23 protein-coding genes are annotated in these 19,263 nt (G+C 45.9%); all 23 read left to right on the forward strand.

Annotated elements, in window-relative coordinates:
- Positions 1-93 precede the first annotated feature (93 nt).
- Positions 94-306, forward strand: coding sequence for a 50S ribosomal protein L31 (rpmE, locus tag RG959_RS05025; protein WP_242232746.1), 213 nt, complete (start codon positions 94-96; stop codon positions 304-306).
- A 349-nt stretch (positions 307-655) separates the two neighbouring features.
- Positions 656-1,228, forward strand: coding sequence for a thymidine kinase (locus RG959_RS05030; RefSeq protein WP_242232747.1), 573 nt, complete (start codon positions 656-658; stop codon positions 1,226-1,228).
- Between the two features lie 17 nt (positions 1,229-1,245).
- Positions 1,246-2,316 carry a peptide chain release factor 1 gene (gene prfA / locus RG959_RS05035; RefSeq protein ID WP_251271580.1) on the forward strand — a complete coding sequence of 357 codons (1,071 nt, stop codon included), beginning with the start codon at positions 1,246-1,248 and terminating at the stop codon, positions 2,314-2,316.
- Between the two features lie 3 nt (positions 2,317-2,319).
- Positions 2,320-3,165, forward strand: coding sequence for a peptide chain release factor N(5)-glutamine methyltransferase (prmC, locus tag RG959_RS05040; RefSeq protein ID WP_342796197.1), 846 nt, complete (start codon positions 2,320-2,322; stop codon positions 3,163-3,165).
- 45 nt (positions 3,166-3,210) lie between these two features.
- Positions 3,211-3,876: a stage II sporulation protein R gene (locus RG959_RS05045; RefSeq protein ID WP_342796198.1), complete on the forward strand. Its 666-nt coding sequence runs from the start codon at positions 3,211-3,213 to the stop codon at positions 3,874-3,876.
- Positions 3,877-3,969: 93 nt separating this feature from the next.
- Positions 3,970-5,010 (forward strand): L-threonylcarbamoyladenylate synthase, encoded by a 1,041-nt coding sequence (locus RG959_RS05050; protein ID WP_342796199.1) that lies wholly within the window; start codon positions 3,970-3,972, stop codon positions 5,008-5,010.
- 268 nt (positions 5,011-5,278) lie between these two features.
- A complete protein-coding gene (locus RG959_RS05055; protein ID WP_251271589.1) occupies positions 5,279-5,800 on the forward strand; it encodes a manganese efflux pump MntP in 522 nt (173 codons plus the stop codon).
- An 85-nt stretch (positions 5,801-5,885) separates the two neighbouring features.
- Complete coding sequence (locus tag RG959_RS05060) at positions 5,886-6,308, forward strand: low molecular weight protein arginine phosphatase (RefSeq protein WP_342796200.1); 423 nt, start codon at positions 5,886-5,888, stop codon at positions 6,306-6,308.
- A complete protein-coding gene (locus RG959_RS05065) occupies positions 6,305-7,594 on the forward strand; it encodes a methyl-accepting chemotaxis protein (protein WP_342796201.1) in 1,290 nt (429 codons plus the stop codon). Before RG959_RS05060 ends, RG959_RS05065 begins: the two co-directional genes overlap by 4 nt.
- 55 nt (positions 7,595-7,649) lie before the next feature.
- Positions 7,650-8,099: a ribose 5-phosphate isomerase B gene (rpiB, locus tag RG959_RS05070; protein WP_242232755.1), complete on the forward strand. Its 450-nt coding sequence runs from the start codon at positions 7,650-7,652 to the stop codon at positions 8,097-8,099.
- Complete coding sequence (locus RG959_RS05075) at positions 8,099-8,677, forward strand: TIGR01440 family protein (RefSeq protein WP_342796202.1); 579 nt, start codon at positions 8,099-8,101, stop codon at positions 8,675-8,677. Before rpiB ends, RG959_RS05075 begins: the two co-directional genes overlap by 1 nt.
- A 160-nt stretch (positions 8,678-8,837) precedes the next feature.
- Positions 8,838-10,079 (forward strand): serine hydroxymethyltransferase, encoded by a 1,242-nt coding sequence (gene glyA, locus RG959_RS05080; RefSeq protein ID WP_342796203.1) that lies wholly within the window; start codon positions 8,838-8,840, stop codon positions 10,077-10,079.
- A 140-nt stretch (positions 10,080-10,219) separates the two neighbouring features.
- Positions 10,220-10,849, forward strand: a complete 630-nt coding sequence (upp, locus tag RG959_RS05085) for a uracil phosphoribosyltransferase (RefSeq protein WP_309089271.1) — start codon at positions 10,220-10,222, stop codon at positions 10,847-10,849.
- Between the two features lie 19 nt (positions 10,850-10,868).
- On the forward strand, positions 10,869-12,017 hold the full coding sequence (gene wecB, locus RG959_RS05090; RefSeq protein ID WP_315694037.1) for a non-hydrolyzing UDP-N-acetylglucosamine 2-epimerase: 1,149 nt from the start codon (positions 10,869-10,871) through the stop codon (positions 12,015-12,017).
- 252 nt (positions 12,018-12,269) lie between these two features.
- Positions 12,270-12,485 carry an AtpZ/AtpI family protein gene (locus RG959_RS05095; protein WP_342796204.1) on the forward strand — a complete coding sequence of 72 codons (216 nt, stop codon included), beginning with the start codon at positions 12,270-12,272 and terminating at the stop codon, positions 12,483-12,485.
- Positions 12,486-12,491: 6 nt separating this feature from the next.
- Positions 12,492-12,884, forward strand: coding sequence for an ATP synthase subunit I (locus RG959_RS05100; RefSeq protein WP_315694039.1), 393 nt, complete (start codon positions 12,492-12,494; stop codon positions 12,882-12,884).
- Position 12,885: 1 nt separating this feature from the next.
- A complete protein-coding gene (gene atpB, locus RG959_RS05105) occupies positions 12,886-13,608 on the forward strand; it encodes a F0F1 ATP synthase subunit A (RefSeq protein ID WP_342796205.1) in 723 nt (240 codons plus the stop codon).
- Between the two features lie 72 nt (positions 13,609-13,680).
- Positions 13,681-13,893 carry a F0F1 ATP synthase subunit C gene (atpE, locus tag RG959_RS05110; protein WP_255821825.1) on the forward strand — a complete coding sequence of 71 codons (213 nt, stop codon included), beginning with the start codon at positions 13,681-13,683 and terminating at the stop codon, positions 13,891-13,893.
- Positions 13,894-14,214: 321 nt separating this feature from the next.
- On the forward strand, positions 14,215-14,736 hold the full coding sequence (gene atpF, locus RG959_RS05115) for a F0F1 ATP synthase subunit B (protein WP_242232763.1): 522 nt from the start codon (positions 14,215-14,217) through the stop codon (positions 14,734-14,736).
- Complete coding sequence (locus RG959_RS05120) at positions 14,733-15,275, forward strand: F0F1 ATP synthase subunit delta (RefSeq protein WP_342796206.1); 543 nt, start codon at positions 14,733-14,735, stop codon at positions 15,273-15,275. Before atpF ends, RG959_RS05120 begins: the two co-directional genes overlap by 4 nt.
- 53 nt (positions 15,276-15,328) lie before the next feature.
- Complete coding sequence (atpA, locus tag RG959_RS05125; RefSeq protein ID WP_242232765.1) at positions 15,329-16,837, forward strand: F0F1 ATP synthase subunit alpha; 1,509 nt, start codon at positions 15,329-15,331, stop codon at positions 16,835-16,837.
- Between the two features lie 80 nt (positions 16,838-16,917).
- Complete coding sequence (locus RG959_RS05130) at positions 16,918-17,778, forward strand: F0F1 ATP synthase subunit gamma (protein ID WP_315694045.1); 861 nt, start codon at positions 16,918-16,920, stop codon at positions 17,776-17,778.
- 62 nt (positions 17,779-17,840) lie between these two features.
- Positions 17,841-19,247: a F0F1 ATP synthase subunit beta gene (gene atpD, locus RG959_RS05135; protein ID WP_342796207.1), complete on the forward strand. Its 1,407-nt coding sequence runs from the start codon at positions 17,841-17,843 to the stop codon at positions 19,245-19,247.
- The last annotated feature ends 16 nt before the right edge of the window (positions 19,248-19,263 follow it).

The following is a 19,263-nucleotide window of genomic DNA, read 5'->3' on the forward strand; positions in this document are numbered from 1 at the left end:
TGATTTATGTGAATGAAATAAATAATTAGGATTAACACCTAATTATATTTAACTCTGTTTCGGAATGACTCAGGGCGGAAGGAGAGAAAAAAGATGCAAGCAGGAATTCATCCTAACTACAAAACTGCACTTGTTAAATGTGCATGCGGCAACGAGTTTGAAACTGGTTCAGTTAAAGACGAGATCCGCGTAGAGGTTTGCTCTGAATGCCATCCATTCTACACTGGTCGTCAGAAATTTGCTGACGCAGGCGGACGTGTGGATCGCTTCAACAAAAAATACGGCCTTAAAGATCAAGCAAGATAATGATAAAAGGGACAGGCAAGGAGTGCAAACTGCTTGCCTGTTTTTTTGTATGTAAAAATAAGAAAAGGTAAGATTTTTTATGCTGTTTAGCTTCAGGCGGCCAGCCCCTCTGTCATAAGCCGCCACGGCTATGTGGCAAAGAGCGCCACTTCGCCGGTTCGTCTTATGCCTGCCGGGCCTGAACGGCCGCCTTAAGCTTAGGCACGCAGGATGCGGGTCATAAAGGCGTTACGACGATCGTGATGATCTAGTCGGGCGACTGCCACAGGACGTGGCAGATTTGAGCGCGGCGGCACGATGCCGTGTTTTTAGCCTTTGATCTTTGATATAAAATGGAGGGACAGGCAGGATGGCCCAGCTTTTTTTTAAATATGGTGCGATGAATAGCGGCAAGTCGATTGAAATTTTAAAGGTTGCCAATAACTATGAAGAACAAAATAAGGGCGTGCTTTTGTTTACGTCAGGTCTCGATACTCGGGATGAAGTTGGCTACATTTCAAGCCGTGTAGGCCTGCGGCGTCCGGCGCGTCCGATCTTCGCGGATACAAACGTATTTGAAGAGGTACGAAGAGATCCATCATCGCCATCATGTATTCTGGTAGATGAAGTGCAGTTTCTATCAAAGAAGCACGTGCTGCAGCTCGCCCAGATTGTGGACGAACTGAACATTCCGGTTATGGGATTTGGCTTGAAAAATGATTTTCAAAACGAGCTGTTTGAAGGAAGCCAGTATATGCTTATTTACGCGGATAAAGTAGAAGAAATGAAAACGATCTGCTGGTTTTGTGAGCGAAAAGCAACGATGAATCTGCGCGTGGATGAAGAAGGAAAACCTGTGTATACAGGGGAACAAATTCAAATCGGCGGCAACGATACCTATTATCCGGTTTGTCGGAAATGCCATCAAAACCCGCCGCTTTAACAAACGAGGTGTAGACAATGTTTGATCGATTGCAGGCAGTAGAAGACCGATACGAAAAATTAAATGAACTGCTTAGTGACCCGGATATTGTAAATGATCCGGCTAAGCTTCGCGATTATTCTAAAGAACAATCAGATATTCAAGAAACAGTGGAAGTATACCGGCAGTACAAAGAAGCAAAAGAACAATATGCCGATGCGAAAGCGATGCTTGAAGACAAGCTTGATGCTGAAATGCGGGAAATGGTTAAAGAAGAAATGAGCGAGCTGGAAGGTACGCTTTCTGATCTGGAAGGCCGGATGAAAATTTTGCTTATACCGAAAGATCCGAATGACGATAAAAACGTCATTATGGAAATTCGCGGCGCTGCTGGAGGCGATGAAGCGGCTCTATTTGCTGGCGATCTGTACCGGATGTATTCACGGTATGCAGAAGCGAACAATTGGAAAATTGATGTGATCGAAGCGAGTACAACCGGGGTTGGCGGCTACAAAGAAATTATTTTTATGATTAATGGCCGCGGTGCTTACTCTAAATTAAAGTACGAAAACGGCGCCCATAGGGTACAGCGTGTACCAGAAACAGAATCCGGCGGGCGTATTCATACGTCTACAGCGACTGTTGCGGTTATGCCGGAAACAGAAGAAGTCGAAGTGGAAGTGCACGATAAAGACATCCGGGTGGATACATTCGCATCAAGCGGACCGGGCGGCCAGTCCGTCAATACGACGATGTCTGCTGTCCGGCTGACGCATTTGCCAACTGGCATCGTTGTATCCTGCCAGGATGAAAAATCACAAATTAAAAACAAAGAAAAAGCGATGAAAGTTCTTCGTGCGCGTATTTACGATAAGTTTCAAAAAGAAGCGCAGGCAGAATACGACGCTGTCCGCAAATCAGCCGTAGGTACCGGTGACCGCTCGGAGCGGATCCGCACGTACAATTTTCCGCAAAACCGCGTAACCGATCACCGTATCGGGTTGACGATTCAAAAGCTTGATCAAATTCTTGAAGGCAAAGTCGGCGAAGTAATTGACGCTCTTATCGTAGAAGATCAGTCAAGCCGTCTTGAAAACCTGGAGGATTAATAAGTGGAACAAAAAATATATGAAGCCCTAAAATGGGCTTCTTCTTATTTAGTCGAGCACAGCCGCGATGCGAATGCGGGCGAACTGTTGATGAAGCATGTAATGGGCGTAAGCCGCTCCGCTCTATTGGCGAGGCTGCATGATCCACTGGCACCAGAGCGGTGGGATGCTTTTTCAAAAATGGTCCAACGCCATGCAGAAGGAGTGCCGGTCCAGCATTTGATTGGCATGGAAGAGTTTTACGGACGGTCGTTTATCGTAAACAGCCATGTTTTAATCCCGCGGCCCGAAACAGAAGAGCTTGTGTATCATACAATCGAAAAAATAAAAAAAATAAAGAGTCCGGTGATTGTGGATATTGGAACAGGGAGCGGTGCAATTGCCGTAACCATGAAAGCTGAACGGCCGGATGCTTCTGTCTACGCAGTGGATTTATCCCCAGAAGCATTGCAGACGGCAGCCCAAAATGCCGATATTCTCGGTGCGGACGTGACGTTTTGGCATGGCGACCTGGCAGAACCGCTCATCAAGCAAGGACTGCTGGTGGATGTACTGCTGTCGAACCCGCCGTACATCCCGGCCCGAGAGCGGGAAACATTGTCCACGGTTGTGGTGGATCACGAACCGCATATGGCATTGTTTGGTGGAGAAGACGGGCTTGATTTGTACCGAAGGCTGGCCCAACAGCTGCCGCTTGTTATGAAGCCAGGAGGAATTGTCGGCGTGGAAACAGGCGCCGGCCAAACCGAAGACGTTGCCGCTCTTTTTCAGGCGGCTTTCCCAGATGGGACAGTAAGCATTATGTATGATATTAATAAAAAAGATAGAATGGTATTTTTGCACGTTTAAGATGATTCCTTTCCGGCGATACTGATTGCCGGGAGGGATGATAAAATGAAAACAAAAATTCTTATTCTATATGTATATGGACTTTCAGCTGCCGTTTGCTTTATGATGTATTTTGCCCCGTCTGATCCCGCTGCGGGCGGTATTCCAGAAGAGGCAATCCGTATCAGGGTCGTTGCGCATGACAACAGCCGATCAGAGCAGGAAAGAAAAGAGCGTGTTCACCTTGCGGTTGCTGAGCAAATCAGCAAGTGGGCGGCGGGTGCACATTCACCCGGGGAAGCGCGTACCTTGATCGGAGAAAATATAAAAGAAGTAAAAGAAATCGCCGTAAAGACGGCAGGCGGTGCACCTGTTGATGTTTCGCTGGGCAAGGAAGCATTTCCTGCCAAGCAGTATGGCCGTTATGTATATCCGCCGGGCGATTATGAATCGCTTGTTGTCACCATTGGGGATGGACGTGGGGATAACTGGTGGTGTTTACTGTATCCATCGTTTTGTTTTCCAGAAGAAAAAGAAGAAGATCCGGGATATAAATGGGCGGTTATTGAGTTATGGGATCATTTGAAAGAAGATGATGATTCAAAAGAAAAGGAAAAAGCCCTTGCGATGCAAGAAGATCTGGATTTATTATGTGAGAAAGTAAAAGAAAATCCACAGTCATCCACACAGTTATACACAACCGGGGATAAGTTATACACATATTGTGAATAACTTTGTTTATAACAACGTTGAAAGTCGATTTATATATAGAATTAAGTAGAGTATTCTTAGATTTTGTAAATAAAAAAAGCAAAGGTGACGAATATGGAGACGAAATACTGGTTTGTGGATAACTTTCAGGAAATTCATCAACATTATCCACAAATAAAAGAAGCAGCCGAGCTTATCCAAAGAGGAGAGGTAGTCGCATTTCCTACAGAAACCGTGTATGGCCTGGGGGGACAGGTAAAACTCGATAACGCTGTGGACAAAATTTTTAAAGCAAAAGGGCGGCCATCTGATAATCCGCTTATTGTCCACATTGCAGACAAAAAAGATGTGGACGAATTAGCTCATTCTATTCCATCCTATGCACGCAAGCTGATGGAGGCGTTTTGGCCAGGTCCGCTAACAGTTATTGTTCCCAAAAAAGATGGTGTTCTGTCTGAGCGGGTCACAGCCGGTCTTAATACGGTAGCTCTTCGAATGCCCAATCATCCAGCGGCGCTTGCTTTAATTAAAGAAGCAGGAGTGCCAGTGGCGGCGCCGAGCGCAAATCGTTCAGGAAAACCGAGCCCGACCACGGCTCAGCATGTGCTCGATGACTTAAAGGGACGGATTGCCGGAGTGGTAGATGCAGGTGAAACAGGAGTCGGGTTGGAATCTACTGTCGTTGACTGTACAGGTGATTATCCGATTGTCCTGCGGCCGGGCGGCGTAACCGAAGCGGATATTAAAGCAGTAGCTGGAAAAGCGGATACAAATACTGTTTTAAAGAAACAGGAAGACGCCCCGAAGGCGCCGGGAATGAAATATACACATTATGCGCCTGAAGCACCTCTTTACATAATGGAAGGAACGGCTCAAGCTATTCAGAAAAAAGTAGATGAATGGAAGAAAGAAGGCAAAAAAGTCGGCGTGCTGGCCGCATCAGAAAACGCAGCCTCGTACAGAGCGGAGGCTGTTATTGCGTGTGGAAGCAGAAGTGACTTATCTTCGGTTGCCAGGGAATTGTACGGGGCACTCCGGGCATTTAATGAAAAGCCGGTTGATATAATCATTGCCGAAGCGTTTCCGACAGAAGGCGTCGGTGCAGCCATTATGAACAGGCTTGAAAAAGCAGCGGGACATAAATGGATCAAATGAAAAAAGCAGGCTGACCAGACAGCCTGCTTTTTTCATTTGGTGCGCAGGTCTTGTTCAGCGGTCTGCTGTGTGAGAAATATACATCAAATAAAATGGAATCAACATCAGGTTTTTCTATCCTTAAGCATAACCCTGGGCGGCAGCGTCCTATACAGCAGCTAAAAGATTGTTTTTATACGAAAGAAAAAGTAAATCTGAGAGCGTGTTTATCGTTATGATTCCTGCATGGCGCCGGTTATAGAAAACACCGCTCGGCATATAGATAAGCATGGATATTTTTATTTTATCATTAGCACTGTCGGCAGACGCATTTGGTGCAGCCCTGGCTGTTGGAATGAGACGTATGGGACTATGGGACAAACTCAAGCTGAGTGCTGCAGTCGGTATTATGCATGTTATCCTTCCTGCTGCCAGCATGACAGCAGGTAACTTCCTGCACGGAAGATTTGGGGATATTCTGTTTTCAGCGGGCGGGCTGGTTCTTGTTATTACCGGTCTGCAGATGGTGCTTTCCTTTTTCAGGCAGGAAGAACAAGAAAAGCCGGCCGGTATCGGTATAATGCTGTTTGCCTTCGGAGTAAGTATGGACAGCTTTTCAACGGGATTGTCGCTTGGTGTGCTCGGGATGGACAAGTCCATAGCGGTGATGAGCTTTGGGGTATTCTCCGGCGTCATGACCATGGCCGGCCTGCTGCTCAGCAGCCGGATTAGTACAGCAGCGGGAAAGGTTGGAGAAGCAGCAGGAGGTGTGTTTTTGTTATTAATTGGGTTAAAATGGATATTCACATGACGAAGTCCTTTTCAAATAGAAAAGGACTATTTTACTGTAATTTAATCCATTATAATGAAAGAAAACGTATGCAAAGGTGGTCACTATGAAAATTTTATTCGTATGCACAGGCAATACATGCCGCAGTCCAATGGCGGAAGCCATTTTACGCCAAAAGAAGCCAGACTGGGAAGTGAAATCAGCTGGATTGTACGCGAGTCCAGGCGCACCTGCTTCAAGGGGAACGAGTGTTGTTTTAAATGAAAAAGGGATTCCACACAATCACGCCGCCGCCCAAGTCACAGAAGAACTGCTCAAATGGGCAGATCTTGTCATGACGATGACATCGTCACATAAACAGCTGATTGACGTTCATTTCCCGCAGTTTCGGGATAAAGTAAGACCGCTGAAGGAAGCGGACGGAGACGTAGTCGATCCATTTGGCGGTCCAGACGCGGAGTACCGAAAAACATTTGAAGAGCTTGATCACTACATAAGCAGGTGGCTGGAAAGAGAATCCGAAAAATGAGAGAAAAAAAGGCGTATTCATTCAGCATTCGAAAAAAACTGGTTCTGCTTGTGACGCTGCTTGCCCTTATTACGTATACCTTCAGTGCATTATTTATGTATTTTATTTATCCGGCTTACTTTTCGCATATAAACGAAATGGCTTTTACGATTGCTACACTTGCGTTCGGTATTTTTTGGTCAGCTGTTTTAGCTTATTTTGCCGCGGCTTATTTTGTAAAGCCGATTATCAGGCTTGAAGCAGCCGCTCGGGAGGCGGCTTCAGGAAGAATTGAACAAGAAGTCGCTCTTCCGAATAGTGATGATGAAATTCGTGCACTCGCTTTAGCATTTAACGAGATGCTTACAAATTTACGAATGATGGTACAAAGCATCGAAAGCAACTTTGCTATTACAGATGAAAGCGTCGGCTATATCGCACAGATCAGCGGCCAGGCTGTGCATCAGGCTGGGAGCATGGCACAAACAGCAGAGGAAATTGCCAGCGGTGCCGAAAGTTCCGCTCTTGCTGTACAGGCAACAGCAGAAGCAATGGAAGAAGTAGCCGAAATTGCTGGAGATGTACAAAGAAAAGCGAGAGAGTCCGCTCAAAAAGCGGGGAGTATGGTTGGCGAGCTAGACACAAGTAGAGAAACATTTCAATTGCTTATCTCCGGAATGGACGGGCTTGCGGCTGACAACACGGAGTCGCTGGAAGCGGTCCGGTCGCTCGAAGAAAATGCCCGCAAGGTCGGCAGCGTGATCAGCCTGGTAGGAGATATTGCTGCTCAAACCAATCTATTGGCGCTCAATGCGTCCATTGAAGCGGCACGCGCCGGGGAACATGGAAAAGGGTTTGCTGTAGTAGCGGAAGAAGTCCGCAAGCTTGCAGATGAAAGTGCCACAGCGGTCAAAAGCATTTCTGACCTTGTAAAGCAGATTCAGCTTGAGGTCGATCATGTTGTCCAGAAAATTACGGATCAGGCAAAGGCGGCAGAAGAAGGGGTTCAAAAAGGAGCGTCGGCTCAGGAAGCGGTTGGCCAAATTGGCGCAGCGATTATGAGTATGGCTGCCGAAGTCGAGGGAATTTCTACGCTTGTCGATCGGCAGATGGACAAAATTGAACAAACGACGCACCAGTCTCAAGAGGTGGCTGCCATTGCCGAAGAAACCTCCGCTGGAGCAAATGAAGTGACCCATGCGGCACAAATGCAGTCAGATGTGATTCATGAAATCGGCAGCATCAGCCAAAAGCTGGAGGAGCAGGCAGCTGCGCTCAAGTCTGTCATTACACGTTTTAAACTGTAGTTTCCCTGCGAAGTATGAGAAAATAAAACAAAAAAGCTTGAAAGGAGTCTTGGATATGAAGGTAGCCATCGCATCAGATCATGGCGGAATCAATATTCGCGAAGAAATCAAAACACTAATGGAAGAACTCGGCATTGAGTATGAGGATTTTGGCTGTGAGTGCGCCACATCCGTTGATTATCCAGACTACGCTCTTCCAGTAGCGGAAAAAGTCGCCGCAGGTGAATTTGACCGCGGCATTTTAATTTGCGGAACAGGCATTGGGATGTCCATTGCAGCCAATAAAGTAAAAGGAGCCCGCTGCGCGCTTGTGCATGATGTATATAGCGCTAAACTGACACGCCAGCATAACGACACAAATTTAATTGCAATGGGCGAGCGCGTGATTGGACCGGGGCTTGCACGGGAAATTGCCCAAATGTGGCTGACAACTGATTTTGAAGCCGGACGACATGCCACGCGGATCGGCAAAATTGCCGAATATGAAGAAAGAAGCGGACAGTAATGGATCGGCTTACGGTTTGGAAACAGGAACTCGAGTCCCTTCTTTCAGAGCTGCAGGAACAAGCTCAATTTCAAAAAGGACAGCTGTTTATTGTAGGCTGTTCTACATCGGAAGTAGCCGGCGGCCGGATCGGTACAGCCGGTACAGATGAGACAGCAGCTGCTCTTTATGAGGTGCTGCATGCCTTCGCGGAAAAAACAGGTGTTCATTTAGCTTTTCAATGCTGTGAGCATTTAAATAGAGCGGTCGTAATTGAACGGGAAGCGGCACAGCGATTCGGCTATGAAGAAGTAGCAGCTGTGCCGGTGCGGACTGCCGGCGGAGCCATGGCTGCTTATGCCTACCGGCAAAAAAACTGTGTACTCGTTGAATTCGTTAAAGCGGACGGTGGAATTGATATTGGCGATACATTGATCGGCATGCACTTAAAACATGTAGCCGTGCCGGTCCGGACGTCGGGAAATTCAGTCGGCGCTGCGCATGTCACCATGGCCAGAACACGTCCTAAATTGATCGGCGGGCCGAGAGCGGTATATGAAAAAACGAATGTAAATGATTTCGACGGAACAGAATGTTAAGAAATGAGCTCGTTTTCAAAAAGAAAAAGCTCATTTTTTAACGAAAAAGCGTAAAAAAACAAAAAATGCGGTTGAAAGATTCGGGAAACATGTTATTATGAAAGAGGATTTTAAGGACAACTCGCATGAACTATTTTATAGATTGGGAAGGGGAACAACGATGAGCAAAATTCAAGCGCAGGACCCGGCTGTATTTGCAGCAATTCAGGATGAGCTGAAACGCCAGCAGACAAAGATTGAACTGATTGCTTCAGAAAACTTTGTATCAGAAGCAGTAATGGAAGCACAAGGTTCGGTTTTAACGAATAAATACGCAGAAGGCTACCCAGGCAAACGCTACTATGGCGGCTGCGAGCACGTGGATGTAGTAGAAGACTTGGCACGCGATCGTGCAAAAGAACTTTTTGGTGCAGAATATGTAAACGTTCAGCCGCATTCAGGTGCACAGGCAAACATGGGTGTTTACTTTGCAGTATTAGAAGCAGGCGACACGGTTCTTGGCATGAATTTATCTCATGGCGGTCACTTAACACACGGAAGCCCGGTTAACTTCAGCGGCGTTCAGTACAACTTCGTTGAGTACGGCGTAACAAAAGAAGAGCAAGTAATCGATTATGAAGATGTTCGCCAAAAAGCACTTGAGCACAAGCCAAAATTGATCGTTGCTGGTGCAAGTGCGTACCCGCGTGCAATTGACTTTGCTAAATTCCGTGAAATCGCAGATGAAGTGGGCGCTTACTTAATGGTGGATATGGCACACATTGCCGGCCTTGTGGCAGCAGGCCTTCACCAAAACCCAGTTCCTTACGCTCACTTTGTAACGACAACAACACACAAAACGCTTCGCGGTCCACGCGGCGGTATGATTTTGTCAACAGAAGAGTTTGGCAAAAAGTTTGATAAATCAATCTTCCCTGGTATTCAAGGCGGCCCGCTTATGCACGTAATCGCTGCAAAAGCTGTTGCATTTAAAGAAGCACTTCAGGATGATTTCAAAACGTATGCGCAAAACATCATTGACAACGCAAGCCGTCTTGCAGAAGGCTTGAAAGCAGAAGGCATCGATATCGTGTCAGGCGGAACAGATAACCACCTTCTTTTGATCGATCTTCGTTCCCTTGGCTTAACAGGAAAAGTAGCAGAAGCAGTGCTTGATGAAGTGGGCATTACGGTAAACAAAAACACGATTCCATACGATCCGGAAAGCCCATTTGTAACAAGTGGTATTCGTATCGGTACAGCAGCGGTTACATCGCGTGGATTCGATCTTGCTGCAATGGATGAAGTGGCTTCAATCATTGCAAAAACATTGAAAAATCATGAAGATGAAGCAGCGTTGAAAGAGTCAGCAGAACGCGTTGTTGCTTTAACATCAAAATACTCACTTTACCAAGAAGCATAATCAAATAAAAACTGCCGGCATTTGCCGGCAGTTTTTTTATGTTCCAAAGAAGCGCTTTATCCCCCTCGGTTGCCCGTCCTTTGCTTTTGGAGTAAAATAAGGATGATTTTGTAGGACCGTATAAACGAGGAGTGAACTTGATGGGAAAAGTTTATGTATTCGATCATCCGCTTATTCAACATAAGCTGACAATGATTCGCGATAAAAACACAGGCACGAAAGATTTTCGTGAACTAACAGACGAAGTAGCCACACTGATGGCGTTTGAAATTACACGGGACCTGCCGCTTGAAGAAGTAACGGTGCAGACACCGGTTTGTGATGCAAAAGCGATGGTGCTTGCCGGTAAAAAGCTTGGAATTGTGCCGATTTTGCGTGCAGGCATTGGAATGGTAGACGGTGTACTTAAGCTGATCCCTGCTGCAAAAGTAGGCCATGTCGGTTTATACCGTGATCCGGAAACGCTTCAGCCGGTTGAATATTATGTAAAGCTGCCATCCGATGTAGAGGATCGCGATTTTATCGTGGTGGATCCGATGCTTGCAACAGGCGGCTCTGCGATTGAAGCCATTCATTCCTTGAAAAAGCGCGGCGCAAAAAACATTAAATTTATGTGCCTGATTGCCGCTCCAGAAGGGGTAGAGCTATTAAAAGAAGCACACCCGGACGTAGACATTTACATTGCATCACTGGATGAAAAATTAAACGAAAAAGGCTACATTGTACCGGGTCTCGGCGATGCCGGTGACCGTTTATTCGGAACAAAATAAAGAAAAGCAGGTGGAGAGAATGGATCGCCCGATTAAAGTAATGACGATTTTCGGCACGCGGCCGGAAGCAATTAAAATGGCTCCGCTCGTTTTGGAACTGAAAAAGCGTCCAGACGAATTTGAAGCCATTGTTACGGTAACAGCCCAGCACCGCCAAATGCTCGATCAAGTGCTGAACATTTTCAATATTACACCCGATTATGATTTAAATATTATGAAAGACCGCCAGACGCTGATCGATGTAACGACGCGCGGACTTGAAGGGCTTGATGGAGTCATGAAAGAAGTCCAGCCGGATATCGTACTCGTTCACGGTGATACAACGACCACGTTTGTAGCGGGGCTTGCTGCTTTTTACAATCAAATTGCAGTGGGTCATGTGGAAGCGGGTCTTCGTACATGGAATAAGTATTCACCGTTCCCTGAAGAAATGAATCGCCAGCTGACAGGTGTAATGGCGGACCTTCATTTTTCACCGACGGCACAGTCTGAACAAAACTTATTAAATGAAAATAAGAAGCCGGAGTCTATTTTCGTAACAGGCAATACAGCGATCGACGCGCTGAAAACAACGGTTAAAGAAGAGTATACGCATGAGGTGCTTGAGAAGCTGGGCGATGACCGGCTTGTATTAATGACAGCGCACCGCCGCGAAAATCTTGGCGAACCGATGAAAAACATGTTCCGTGCCATCAAGCGTCTTGTAGAGGATCACGAAGGCATTCAAGTTGTTTATCCGGTTCATTTAAATCCGGTTGTGCGTGAAACAGCGGATTCTATTTTAGGAAATGATCCGCGCATTCATTTGATCGAACCGCTTGATGTGATTGATTTCCACAACTTTGCTGAACGTGCCCATATCATCCTGACAGATTCAGGCGGCGTGCAGGAAGAAGCTCCTTCACTTGGTGTACCGGTTCTTGTACTGCGCGATACAACAGAGCGTCCGGAAGGGATTGAAGCCGGAACGCTGAAACTTGCCGGCACAGAAGAAGAAACGATTTACTCTCTTGCTTCTGAGCTGTTAACGGATCAGCAAGCATACGACAAAATGTCCAAAGCTTCTAATCCATATGGAGACGGGGAAGCATCACGGCGCATTTGCGATGCAATTCGCTATTATTTTGGAGCGGATCCAAACAAGCCGGAACGGTTTGAAGTGAAATAAGAAGGAAAAAGTCGTCCCAAATAGCGGACGACTTTTTTCTATTCTACATAAATGTTCGGAAAAAAATGAAAAAAGTATGAGCATTTTGTGAAATATGTACATGATAACTTGAGGTTTTCGTTCCCAACACATTGACATTGAAAAAGCCCTATTGTATGCTAACAAAGGGTAAGGACAATGGGTTTTATACATAGTGTAACCGTTTTTTTCTGGTTCTTTTTTCGCCAATTTACTGAATCAGCGAGGTGCGGGATGAACAACAAAAAGCCATTCCGATCCATAGCCATTTACACCACAATACTTGCCCAGCTTGCTGGCTCTATGCTAATTGGCATTTTCGGGGGCCTTGCTCTTGATAAACGGTTGAGTACTATGCCCCTCTTTTTAATTGTCGGACTGCTGGCAGGCCTTTTTGCAGGCGTTTATGCAATGTTCCGTACCCTTCATTATTTCAATTCAGGAGACTAGCCATTTATGTCCGAACTCCAGCAATCTATTAGAAGACAAAGAATGTATCTGTTTTACCTTTTGTCTATTTTTGTTCTCGGATGGGGCTTTACGTCAGCACAAAGTATTTTTGCCGGACTGATTCTCGGCACGATACTCAGTATGTGCAATCACTGGCTCATCTCCAGGCGGATGCTGCGCTTTAACAAAGCAGTCGATAACGACTTAAAACCGCCGCGGCTTGGCACATCAACACGAATCGCCACCGCTGCACTAGCCGCGATTATTGCCCTCCGAAACCCCGAACAGTTTCATATGATCAGTACTATTTTGGGATTAATGACTGCTTATGCAGTGATTATGATAGATTTTGTAATCCAGCACTTTATAAAACGTATGATCCGGAAAGAGGTGAAATAATTTGCATCACGAGGCTCCAATAGCGAATCTCGATTTATTTGGGATTACGCTGACCTTTAATCTGGCGAACGTATTAATGATTACAATTGCCAGTGTGATAGTGTTTTTGCTCGCGGTGATCTCAACTCGCACGTTGGCCCTAAGGCCGACAGGAATGCAAAACTTTATCGAGTGGGTTATGGATTTTGTTAAAGGAATCATCAAAAGCAATATGGATTGGAAAACAGGCGGCCGGTTTCACGTTCTTGGAATTACATTGATTATGTATATCTTTGTTTCCAATATGCTTGGCCTTCCATTTTCAATCGTTTATGACAATCACTTATGGTGGAAGTCGCCAACAGCCGATCCGGCTGTGACGATGACACTTGCGGTTATGGTGGTCGCACTTACACATTATTATGCAGTCCGTATGAAAGGGATCTCTGAATACGGCAAGGACTTTTTCCGTCCAATGTGGTTTATGCTTCCGCTGAAGTTGATTGAAGAATTTGCAAACACGCTGACATTGGGTCTGCGGCTTTACGGAAACATTTACGCTGGTGAAATCCTTCTTTCATTACTGTCAGCTTCCCTGGCGGTTGGAGTTGGAGGCCATTTAGCAGCCATTCTGCCAACACTTGCATGGCAGGGCTTCTCGCTTTTCGTTGGCTCAATCCAGGCATTTATCTTTACTATGTTAACGATGGTTTACATCTCGCACAAAGTGAGTCATGACCATTAATATATCTAGCTGCTTGGAAATGATTCATTTCCAAGTAAATCAAGCTTTTAATAATAAGGAGGAAAAATTACAATGGGTTTTTTAGCAGCAGCAATTGCAGTTGGTTTAGCGGCCGTTGGAGCCGGTGTAGGTAACGGTCTTATCGTATCAAAAACAATTGAAGGGGTAGCTCGTCAGCCAGAAGCTCGCAGCACTCTTCAAACAATCATGTTCATCGGTATTGCCCTTGTTGAGGCGATTCCTATCATCGCCGTTGTTATTGCATTCATGGCAAGCGCTCAGTAATAAACACGCTTTCGAAGCGGTTTTGACAAATGGACGCACATGCCTTTATCTAGTTATACCCAAGAAGCCGGTTTTATAACGACAATTAAACATTGGTGAATGATTTTTCTGCCCGGATCGTGATCCGGCTTCCGGCAGAGAGGACAGTCATTCACCTGAAGTTAGGCAGATAAAGGATATGAAAAGCCCCGGCATGAATTCCGGCTGGCCTTTTGAATGGCGAAGATCACATTCTAAATGCGAGCCTTCGCCATTCCTTTATGTAAAAAAGGAACATATTTTTCCCATTCGGGGATGAAGCTGTTGAAGGGAGTGAAAATCGTGACGACAAATTCATTTGTACTTGGAGCAGGTGGCGGATTAAACACTGGTGATATCTTTTTCCAGTTAATCATGTTCATTATCTTGCTCGCATTGCTGAAAAAATTTGCATGGGCTCCATTAATGGGCATTATGCAGGAGCGTGCGGACTTAATCTCATCTGAAATCGATGCAGCAGAAAAAAGCCGTACAGAAGCGAATCAATTATTAGAACAAACACGTGCGGAAGCTAAATCAGCCCGCCTTGAAGCACAAAACACGATTGAAAACGCCAAGAAATTAGCAGAAGAACAAAAAGCCGACATTTTGGCTGCAGCTCGCGCTGAATCTGAACGCTTAAAAGAAATGGCGAAGCTTGAAATCGCACAAGAGCGTGACAAAGCAATGAGCACGCTTCGTGAGCAAGTAGCTTCACTTTCAGTAATGATCGCATCGAAAGTGATTGAAAAAGATCTTTCAGAAGCAGATCAGGAAAAAATGATCAACGACTATCTTATTAAAGAGGCAGGCGAAGAGCGATGAGTAAATCCGGAGCGGCAAAACGCTACGCGATCGCGCTTTTTGAACTGGCAAAAGAAAATAATCAGGTAGCAAAATTTGATCAGGAAGTGCGCATTGTAAAAGAAGTCATCGAAGAAAACGGTGAGGTTGCCAAAGCACTCGAGTCACCGAATTTATCGCTGGCAGACAAGCAGGCACTTGTAAACACACTAGCCGCTCACGCATCAACAGCGGTTTTGAACACACTGAAGCTTCTTGTTGAGCGCCGTCGCGCCGATGAGATCGGGACAGTATGTGAAGAGTTTATTCAGCTTTCTAATGAAGAACGCGGCATGGCAGAGGCCATTGTGTACTCGGCACGGCCGTTAACAGAAGCAGAGGCAGCAAGTGTGTCTCAAACGTTTGCCCGTAAAGTCGGCAAACAAACGTTAACTATTGAAAATATTGTCGATTCGAATGTTTTGGGCGGATTAAAAGTTCGAATTGGGAACCGTATTTTTGATGGAACACTGCAAGGCAAGCTAGATCGTCTTCAAAAGCAATTAACGACGAATTTATAAACGAAATCAGAAGCAAAATACATTTTACAAAAAGAAATTGAGGGGTGACATGCATGAGCATCAAAGCTGAAGAAATCAGTGCGCTGATAAAAAAGCAAATTGAAAACTTCCAGACCGATATTACAGTTAGCGACGTCGGTACTGTCATCCAGGTTGGGGACGGTATCGCACGTGCTCATGGCCTCGACAACGTTATGGCAGGGGAGCTTCTTGAGTTCTCAAACGGCGTTATGGGTATGGCTCAAAACCTGGAAGAAAACAACGTAGGTATTATTATTCTTGGTCCTTATACAGGCATCAAAGAAGGCGATGAAGTGCGCCGCACAGGCCGCATCATGGAAGTTCCGGTTGGCGAAGAGCTAATCGGCCGCGTTGTAAACTCTCTTGGCCAGCCAGTCGACGGTCTTGGTCCAATCAACACAACAAAAACACGTCCAATCGAAAGCCCGGCAACAGGCGTTATGGCTCGTAAATCTGTTCATGAGCCGCTTCAAACAGGTATCAAAGCGATTGATGCGCTTGTACCAATCGGCCGCGGACAGCGTGAATTAATCATCGGTGACCGTCAAACAGGTAAAACAACGGTTGCGATTGATACAATCTTAAACCAGCGTGACCAGGATATGGTTTGTATCTATGTTGCGATTGGTCAAAAAGAATCAACAGTTCGTAATGCGGTGGAAACTCTTCGCAAACACGGTGCACTTGATTACACAATCGTTGTAACGGCATCTGCTTCTTCACCAGCTCCGATGTTGTTCCTTGCGCCATACACGGGCGTTTCTATGGCAGAAGACTTTATGTTCAACGGCAAGCACGTTTTGATCGTATATGATGATCTTTCAAAACAAGCGGCTGCATACCGTGAACTTTCCCTTCTTCTTCGCCGTCCTCCAGGCCGCGAGGCATATCCTGGTGACGTATTCTACTTGCATTCACGCCTGCTTGAGCGTGCAGCGAAGTTGAACGATGAACTTGGTGCAGGTTCTATTACAGCACTTCCATTCGTTGAAACACAGGCGGGAGATATTTCTGCTTACATTCCAACGAACGTTATCTCTATCACAGACGGACAGATCTTCCTGCAGTCTGACTTGTTCTTCTCAGGTGTTCGTCCGGCGATTAACGCGGGTCTTTCTGTATCACGTGTTGGTGGTTCAGCGCAGATCAAGGCGATGAAAAAGGTAGCAGGTACACTGCGTCTAGACCTTGCTGCGTACCGTGAGCTTGAAGCATTTGCTCAGTTTGGTTCAGATCTTGATGCAATTACGCAATCAAAACTAAACCGTGGCGCACGTACAGTTGAAGTATTGAAACAGGATTTGAACAAACCGCTTAAAGTTGAGCGCCAGGTTGTTATTCTTTATGCATTAACACGTGGCCATCTTGATGATATTCCGGTTTCTGATATCACTCGTTTCGAAGACGAATTACTGCACTGGCTCGATAAAAACCACACGAATGTGTATGATCATATTCGCACAACGAAAGAACTTCCGTCTGATGACGAGTTGAAAGCAGCAATCAACGAGTTTAAAAAATCGTTTGTGAAATCCGAATAAGAGCAGAAGAAGGGCGGTACCGTCTCATCGGACGTCCGCCCCTTCCTGCGTTATCAAACACAAAAGGGTGGTGAGAGAAAGTGGCATCGTTACGCGATATACAAACACGTATTACATCGACAAAAAAGACGAGTCAGATTACGAAAGCCATGCAAATGGTATCTGCTTCTAAATTGAACCGTGCAGAAATGAATGCGAAGTCATTTGTTCCGTATATGGATAAAATTCAGGAAGTGGTTGCGTCAATTGCGCTCGGCAGTAAAGATGTAAAACATCCGATGCTTGTCTCCCGCCCCGTTAAAAAAACCGGGTACCTTGTTATTACATCGGACCGTGGTTTGGCGGGAGCTTATAACAGCAGTATTTTGCGTTCTGTTTATAAACGTATTCAAGAACGTCATACATCAAAAGACGAGTACGTAGTCATTGCGATCGGGCGTGTCGGACGGGATTTCTTCCGTATCCGGGGCATCGACACCATTGAAAGCGTTACGGGTCTTCCGGATCAGCCGTCTTTTGCGGATGTAAAAGAGATCGTCCGAAAAACAGTCGATCTTTTCTCAGAGGGAGCTTATGACGAGCTTTATATGTACTACAGCCATTTCGTCAATGCAATCCAGCAGGATGTAACGGCTAAGAAAGTATTGCCGCTGACAGATATTCAAGCATCTGGCGGGCGTCTTTCTTCATATGAATTTGAACCTTCCGCAGAAGAGATTCTTGAAGTCTTGCTTCCTCAGTATGCAGAAAGCTTGATTTATGGAGCACTTCTTGACGGAAAAGCGAGTGAGCACGCAGCGCGTATGACGGCCATGCAGAATGCAACCGATAACGCGAAAGAGCTTATCCGCACGTTGACACTTCAATACAACCGTGCGCGTCAAGCCGCTATTACCCAGGAAATTACGGAAATTGTCGGCGGGGCAGCAGCACTCGAGTAGATTAAAAATGGGCGGTTTACGTCCCTATATAGAATGAAGCTAACCAAACAGGAGGGAAAAAGATGAACAAAGGACGCGTTCTTCAAGTTATGGGTCCGGTTGTTGACGTTAAATTCGAAAACGGTCAACTTCCTGCCATTTATAACGCCTTAAAAGTTCAAATCGGTTCTGAAGCCGGTACGGAGCTTACGTTAGAAGTCGCTACGCATCTTGGCGACGATTCTGTTCGTGCGATCGCGATGGCATCAACAGATGGCCTTCAGCGTAACCAGGAAGTAATTGATACAGGAAGCGCGATTTCGGTACCGGTTGGAGATGTGACGCTTGGACGTGTATTCAACGTCCTTGGTGAACCAATCGATGAGAAACCACTCGAAGAAGGAGCACGCCGCGATGCGATTCACCGCCAGGCGCCTACTTTTGACCAGCTTTCAACAGAAGTTGAGATTCTAGAAACAGGAATTAAAGTTGTTGACCTTCTTGCGCCTTACATCAAAGGTGGTAAAATCGGTTTGTTCGGTGGCGCCGGTGTAGGTAAAACGGTACTTATTCAGGAATTGATCAACAACATCGCTCAAGAGCACGGCGGTATTTCCGTATTCGCCGGTGTTGGTGAGCGTACACGTGAAGGAAATGACCTTTTCCACGAAATGAGCGATTCAGGCGTTATTTCAAAAACAGCGATGGTTTTCGGCCAAATGAACGAGCCGCCGGGCGCACGTATGCGTGTAGCTTTGACGGGTCTGACAATGGCGGAACATTTCCGTGACGAACAAGGACAGGACGTACTGTTCTTTATCGATAACATTTTCCGTTTCACTCAAGCAGGTTCTGAAGTATCAGCCCTTCTTGGACGCCTTCCATCTGCGGTAGGTTACCAGCCAACATTGGCAACAGAAATGGGTCAGCTTCAAGAGCGTATTACATCAACAAACGTTGGTTCCGTTACATCTATCCAGGCGATTTATGTCCCAGCCGATGACTACACGGATCCGGCTCCGGCAACAACGTTCGCTCACTTGGATGCAACAACAAACCTTGAGCGTAAACTTTCTGAGATGGGTATTTACCCTGCGGTAGATCCGCTTGCTTCAACATCACGCGCCCTTTCACCGGAAATCGTTGGTGAAGAGCACTACTCAGTAGCTCGTGCTGTACAGCAAACATTGCAGCGCTACAGAGAATTGCAGGATATCATTGCAATCCTCGGTATGGATGAGTTGTCAGAGGATGATAAATTGACTGTTGCGCGTGCGCGCCGTATTCAATTCTTCCTTTCTCAAAACTTCCACGTGGCAGAGCAGTTTACAGGACAAAAAGGTTCTTATGTACAAGTAAAAGATACAGTACGTGGATTCCGTGAAATCTTGGATGGTAAACATGATAATCTTCCTGAAGATGCGTTCCGTTTAGTCGGCGGCATTGAAGAAGTAGTGGCAAAAGCACAAGAAATGGGTGCAAACGTTTAATATAGGGATCAGGAGG

Origin of the sequence: Domibacillus sp. 8LH (assembly GCF_038806185.1) — a bacterium.
Taxonomy (GTDB): domain Bacteria; phylum Bacillota; class Bacilli; order Bacillales; family Domibacillaceae; genus Domibacillus; species Domibacillus indicus_A.

What these genes read in the sequence shown, in the direction of transcription:
- rpmE (WP_242232746.1), top strand. Translation starts at nt 94, where the DNA reads ATGCAAGCAGGAATTCATCCTAACTACAAAACTGCACTTGTTAAATGT.
- RG959_RS05030 (WP_242232747.1), top strand. Translation starts at nt 656, where the DNA reads ATGGCCCAGCTTTTTTTTAAATATGGTGCGATGAATAGCGGCAAGTCG.
- prfA (WP_251271580.1), top strand. Translation starts at nt 1,246, where the DNA reads ATGTTTGATCGATTGCAGGCAGTAGAAGACCGATACGAAAAATTAAAT.
- RG959_RS05045 (WP_342796198.1), top strand. Translation starts at nt 3,211, where the DNA reads ATGAAAACAAAAATTCTTATTCTATATGTATATGGACTTTCAGCTGCC.
- RG959_RS05050 (WP_342796199.1), top strand. Translation starts at nt 3,970, where the DNA reads ATGGAGACGAAATACTGGTTTGTGGATAACTTTCAGGAAATTCATCAA.
- RG959_RS05055 (WP_251271589.1), top strand. Translation starts at nt 5,279, where the DNA reads ATGGATATTTTTATTTTATCATTAGCACTGTCGGCAGACGCATTTGGT.
- RG959_RS05060 (WP_342796200.1), top strand. Translation starts at nt 5,886, where the DNA reads ATGAAAATTTTATTCGTATGCACAGGCAATACATGCCGCAGTCCAATG.
- RG959_RS05065 (WP_342796201.1), top strand. Translation starts at nt 6,305, where the DNA reads ATGAGAGAAAAAAAGGCGTATTCATTCAGCATTCGAAAAAAACTGGTT.
- rpiB (WP_242232755.1), top strand. Translation starts at nt 7,650, where the DNA reads ATGAAGGTAGCCATCGCATCAGATCATGGCGGAATCAATATTCGCGAA.
- RG959_RS05075 (WP_342796202.1), top strand. Translation starts at nt 8,099, where the DNA reads ATGGATCGGCTTACGGTTTGGAAACAGGAACTCGAGTCCCTTCTTTCA.
- glyA (WP_342796203.1), top strand. Translation starts at nt 8,838, where the DNA reads ATGAGCAAAATTCAAGCGCAGGACCCGGCTGTATTTGCAGCAATTCAG.
- upp (WP_309089271.1), top strand. Translation starts at nt 10,220, where the DNA reads ATGGGAAAAGTTTATGTATTCGATCATCCGCTTATTCAACATAAGCTG.
- wecB (WP_315694037.1), top strand. Translation starts at nt 10,869, where the DNA reads ATGGATCGCCCGATTAAAGTAATGACGATTTTCGGCACGCGGCCGGAA.
- RG959_RS05095 (WP_342796204.1), top strand. Translation starts at nt 12,270, where the DNA reads ATGAACAACAAAAAGCCATTCCGATCCATAGCCATTTACACCACAATA.
- RG959_RS05100 (WP_315694039.1), top strand. Translation starts at nt 12,492, where the DNA reads ATGTCCGAACTCCAGCAATCTATTAGAAGACAAAGAATGTATCTGTTT.
- atpE (WP_255821825.1), top strand. Translation starts at nt 13,681, where the DNA reads ATGGGTTTTTTAGCAGCAGCAATTGCAGTTGGTTTAGCGGCCGTTGGA.
- RG959_RS05120 (WP_342796206.1), top strand. Translation starts at nt 14,733, where the DNA reads ATGAGTAAATCCGGAGCGGCAAAACGCTACGCGATCGCGCTTTTTGAA.
- atpA (WP_242232765.1), top strand. Translation starts at nt 15,329, where the DNA reads ATGAGCATCAAAGCTGAAGAAATCAGTGCGCTGATAAAAAAGCAAATT.
- atpD (WP_342796207.1), top strand. Translation starts at nt 17,841, where the DNA reads ATGAACAAAGGACGCGTTCTTCAAGTTATGGGTCCGGTTGTTGACGTT.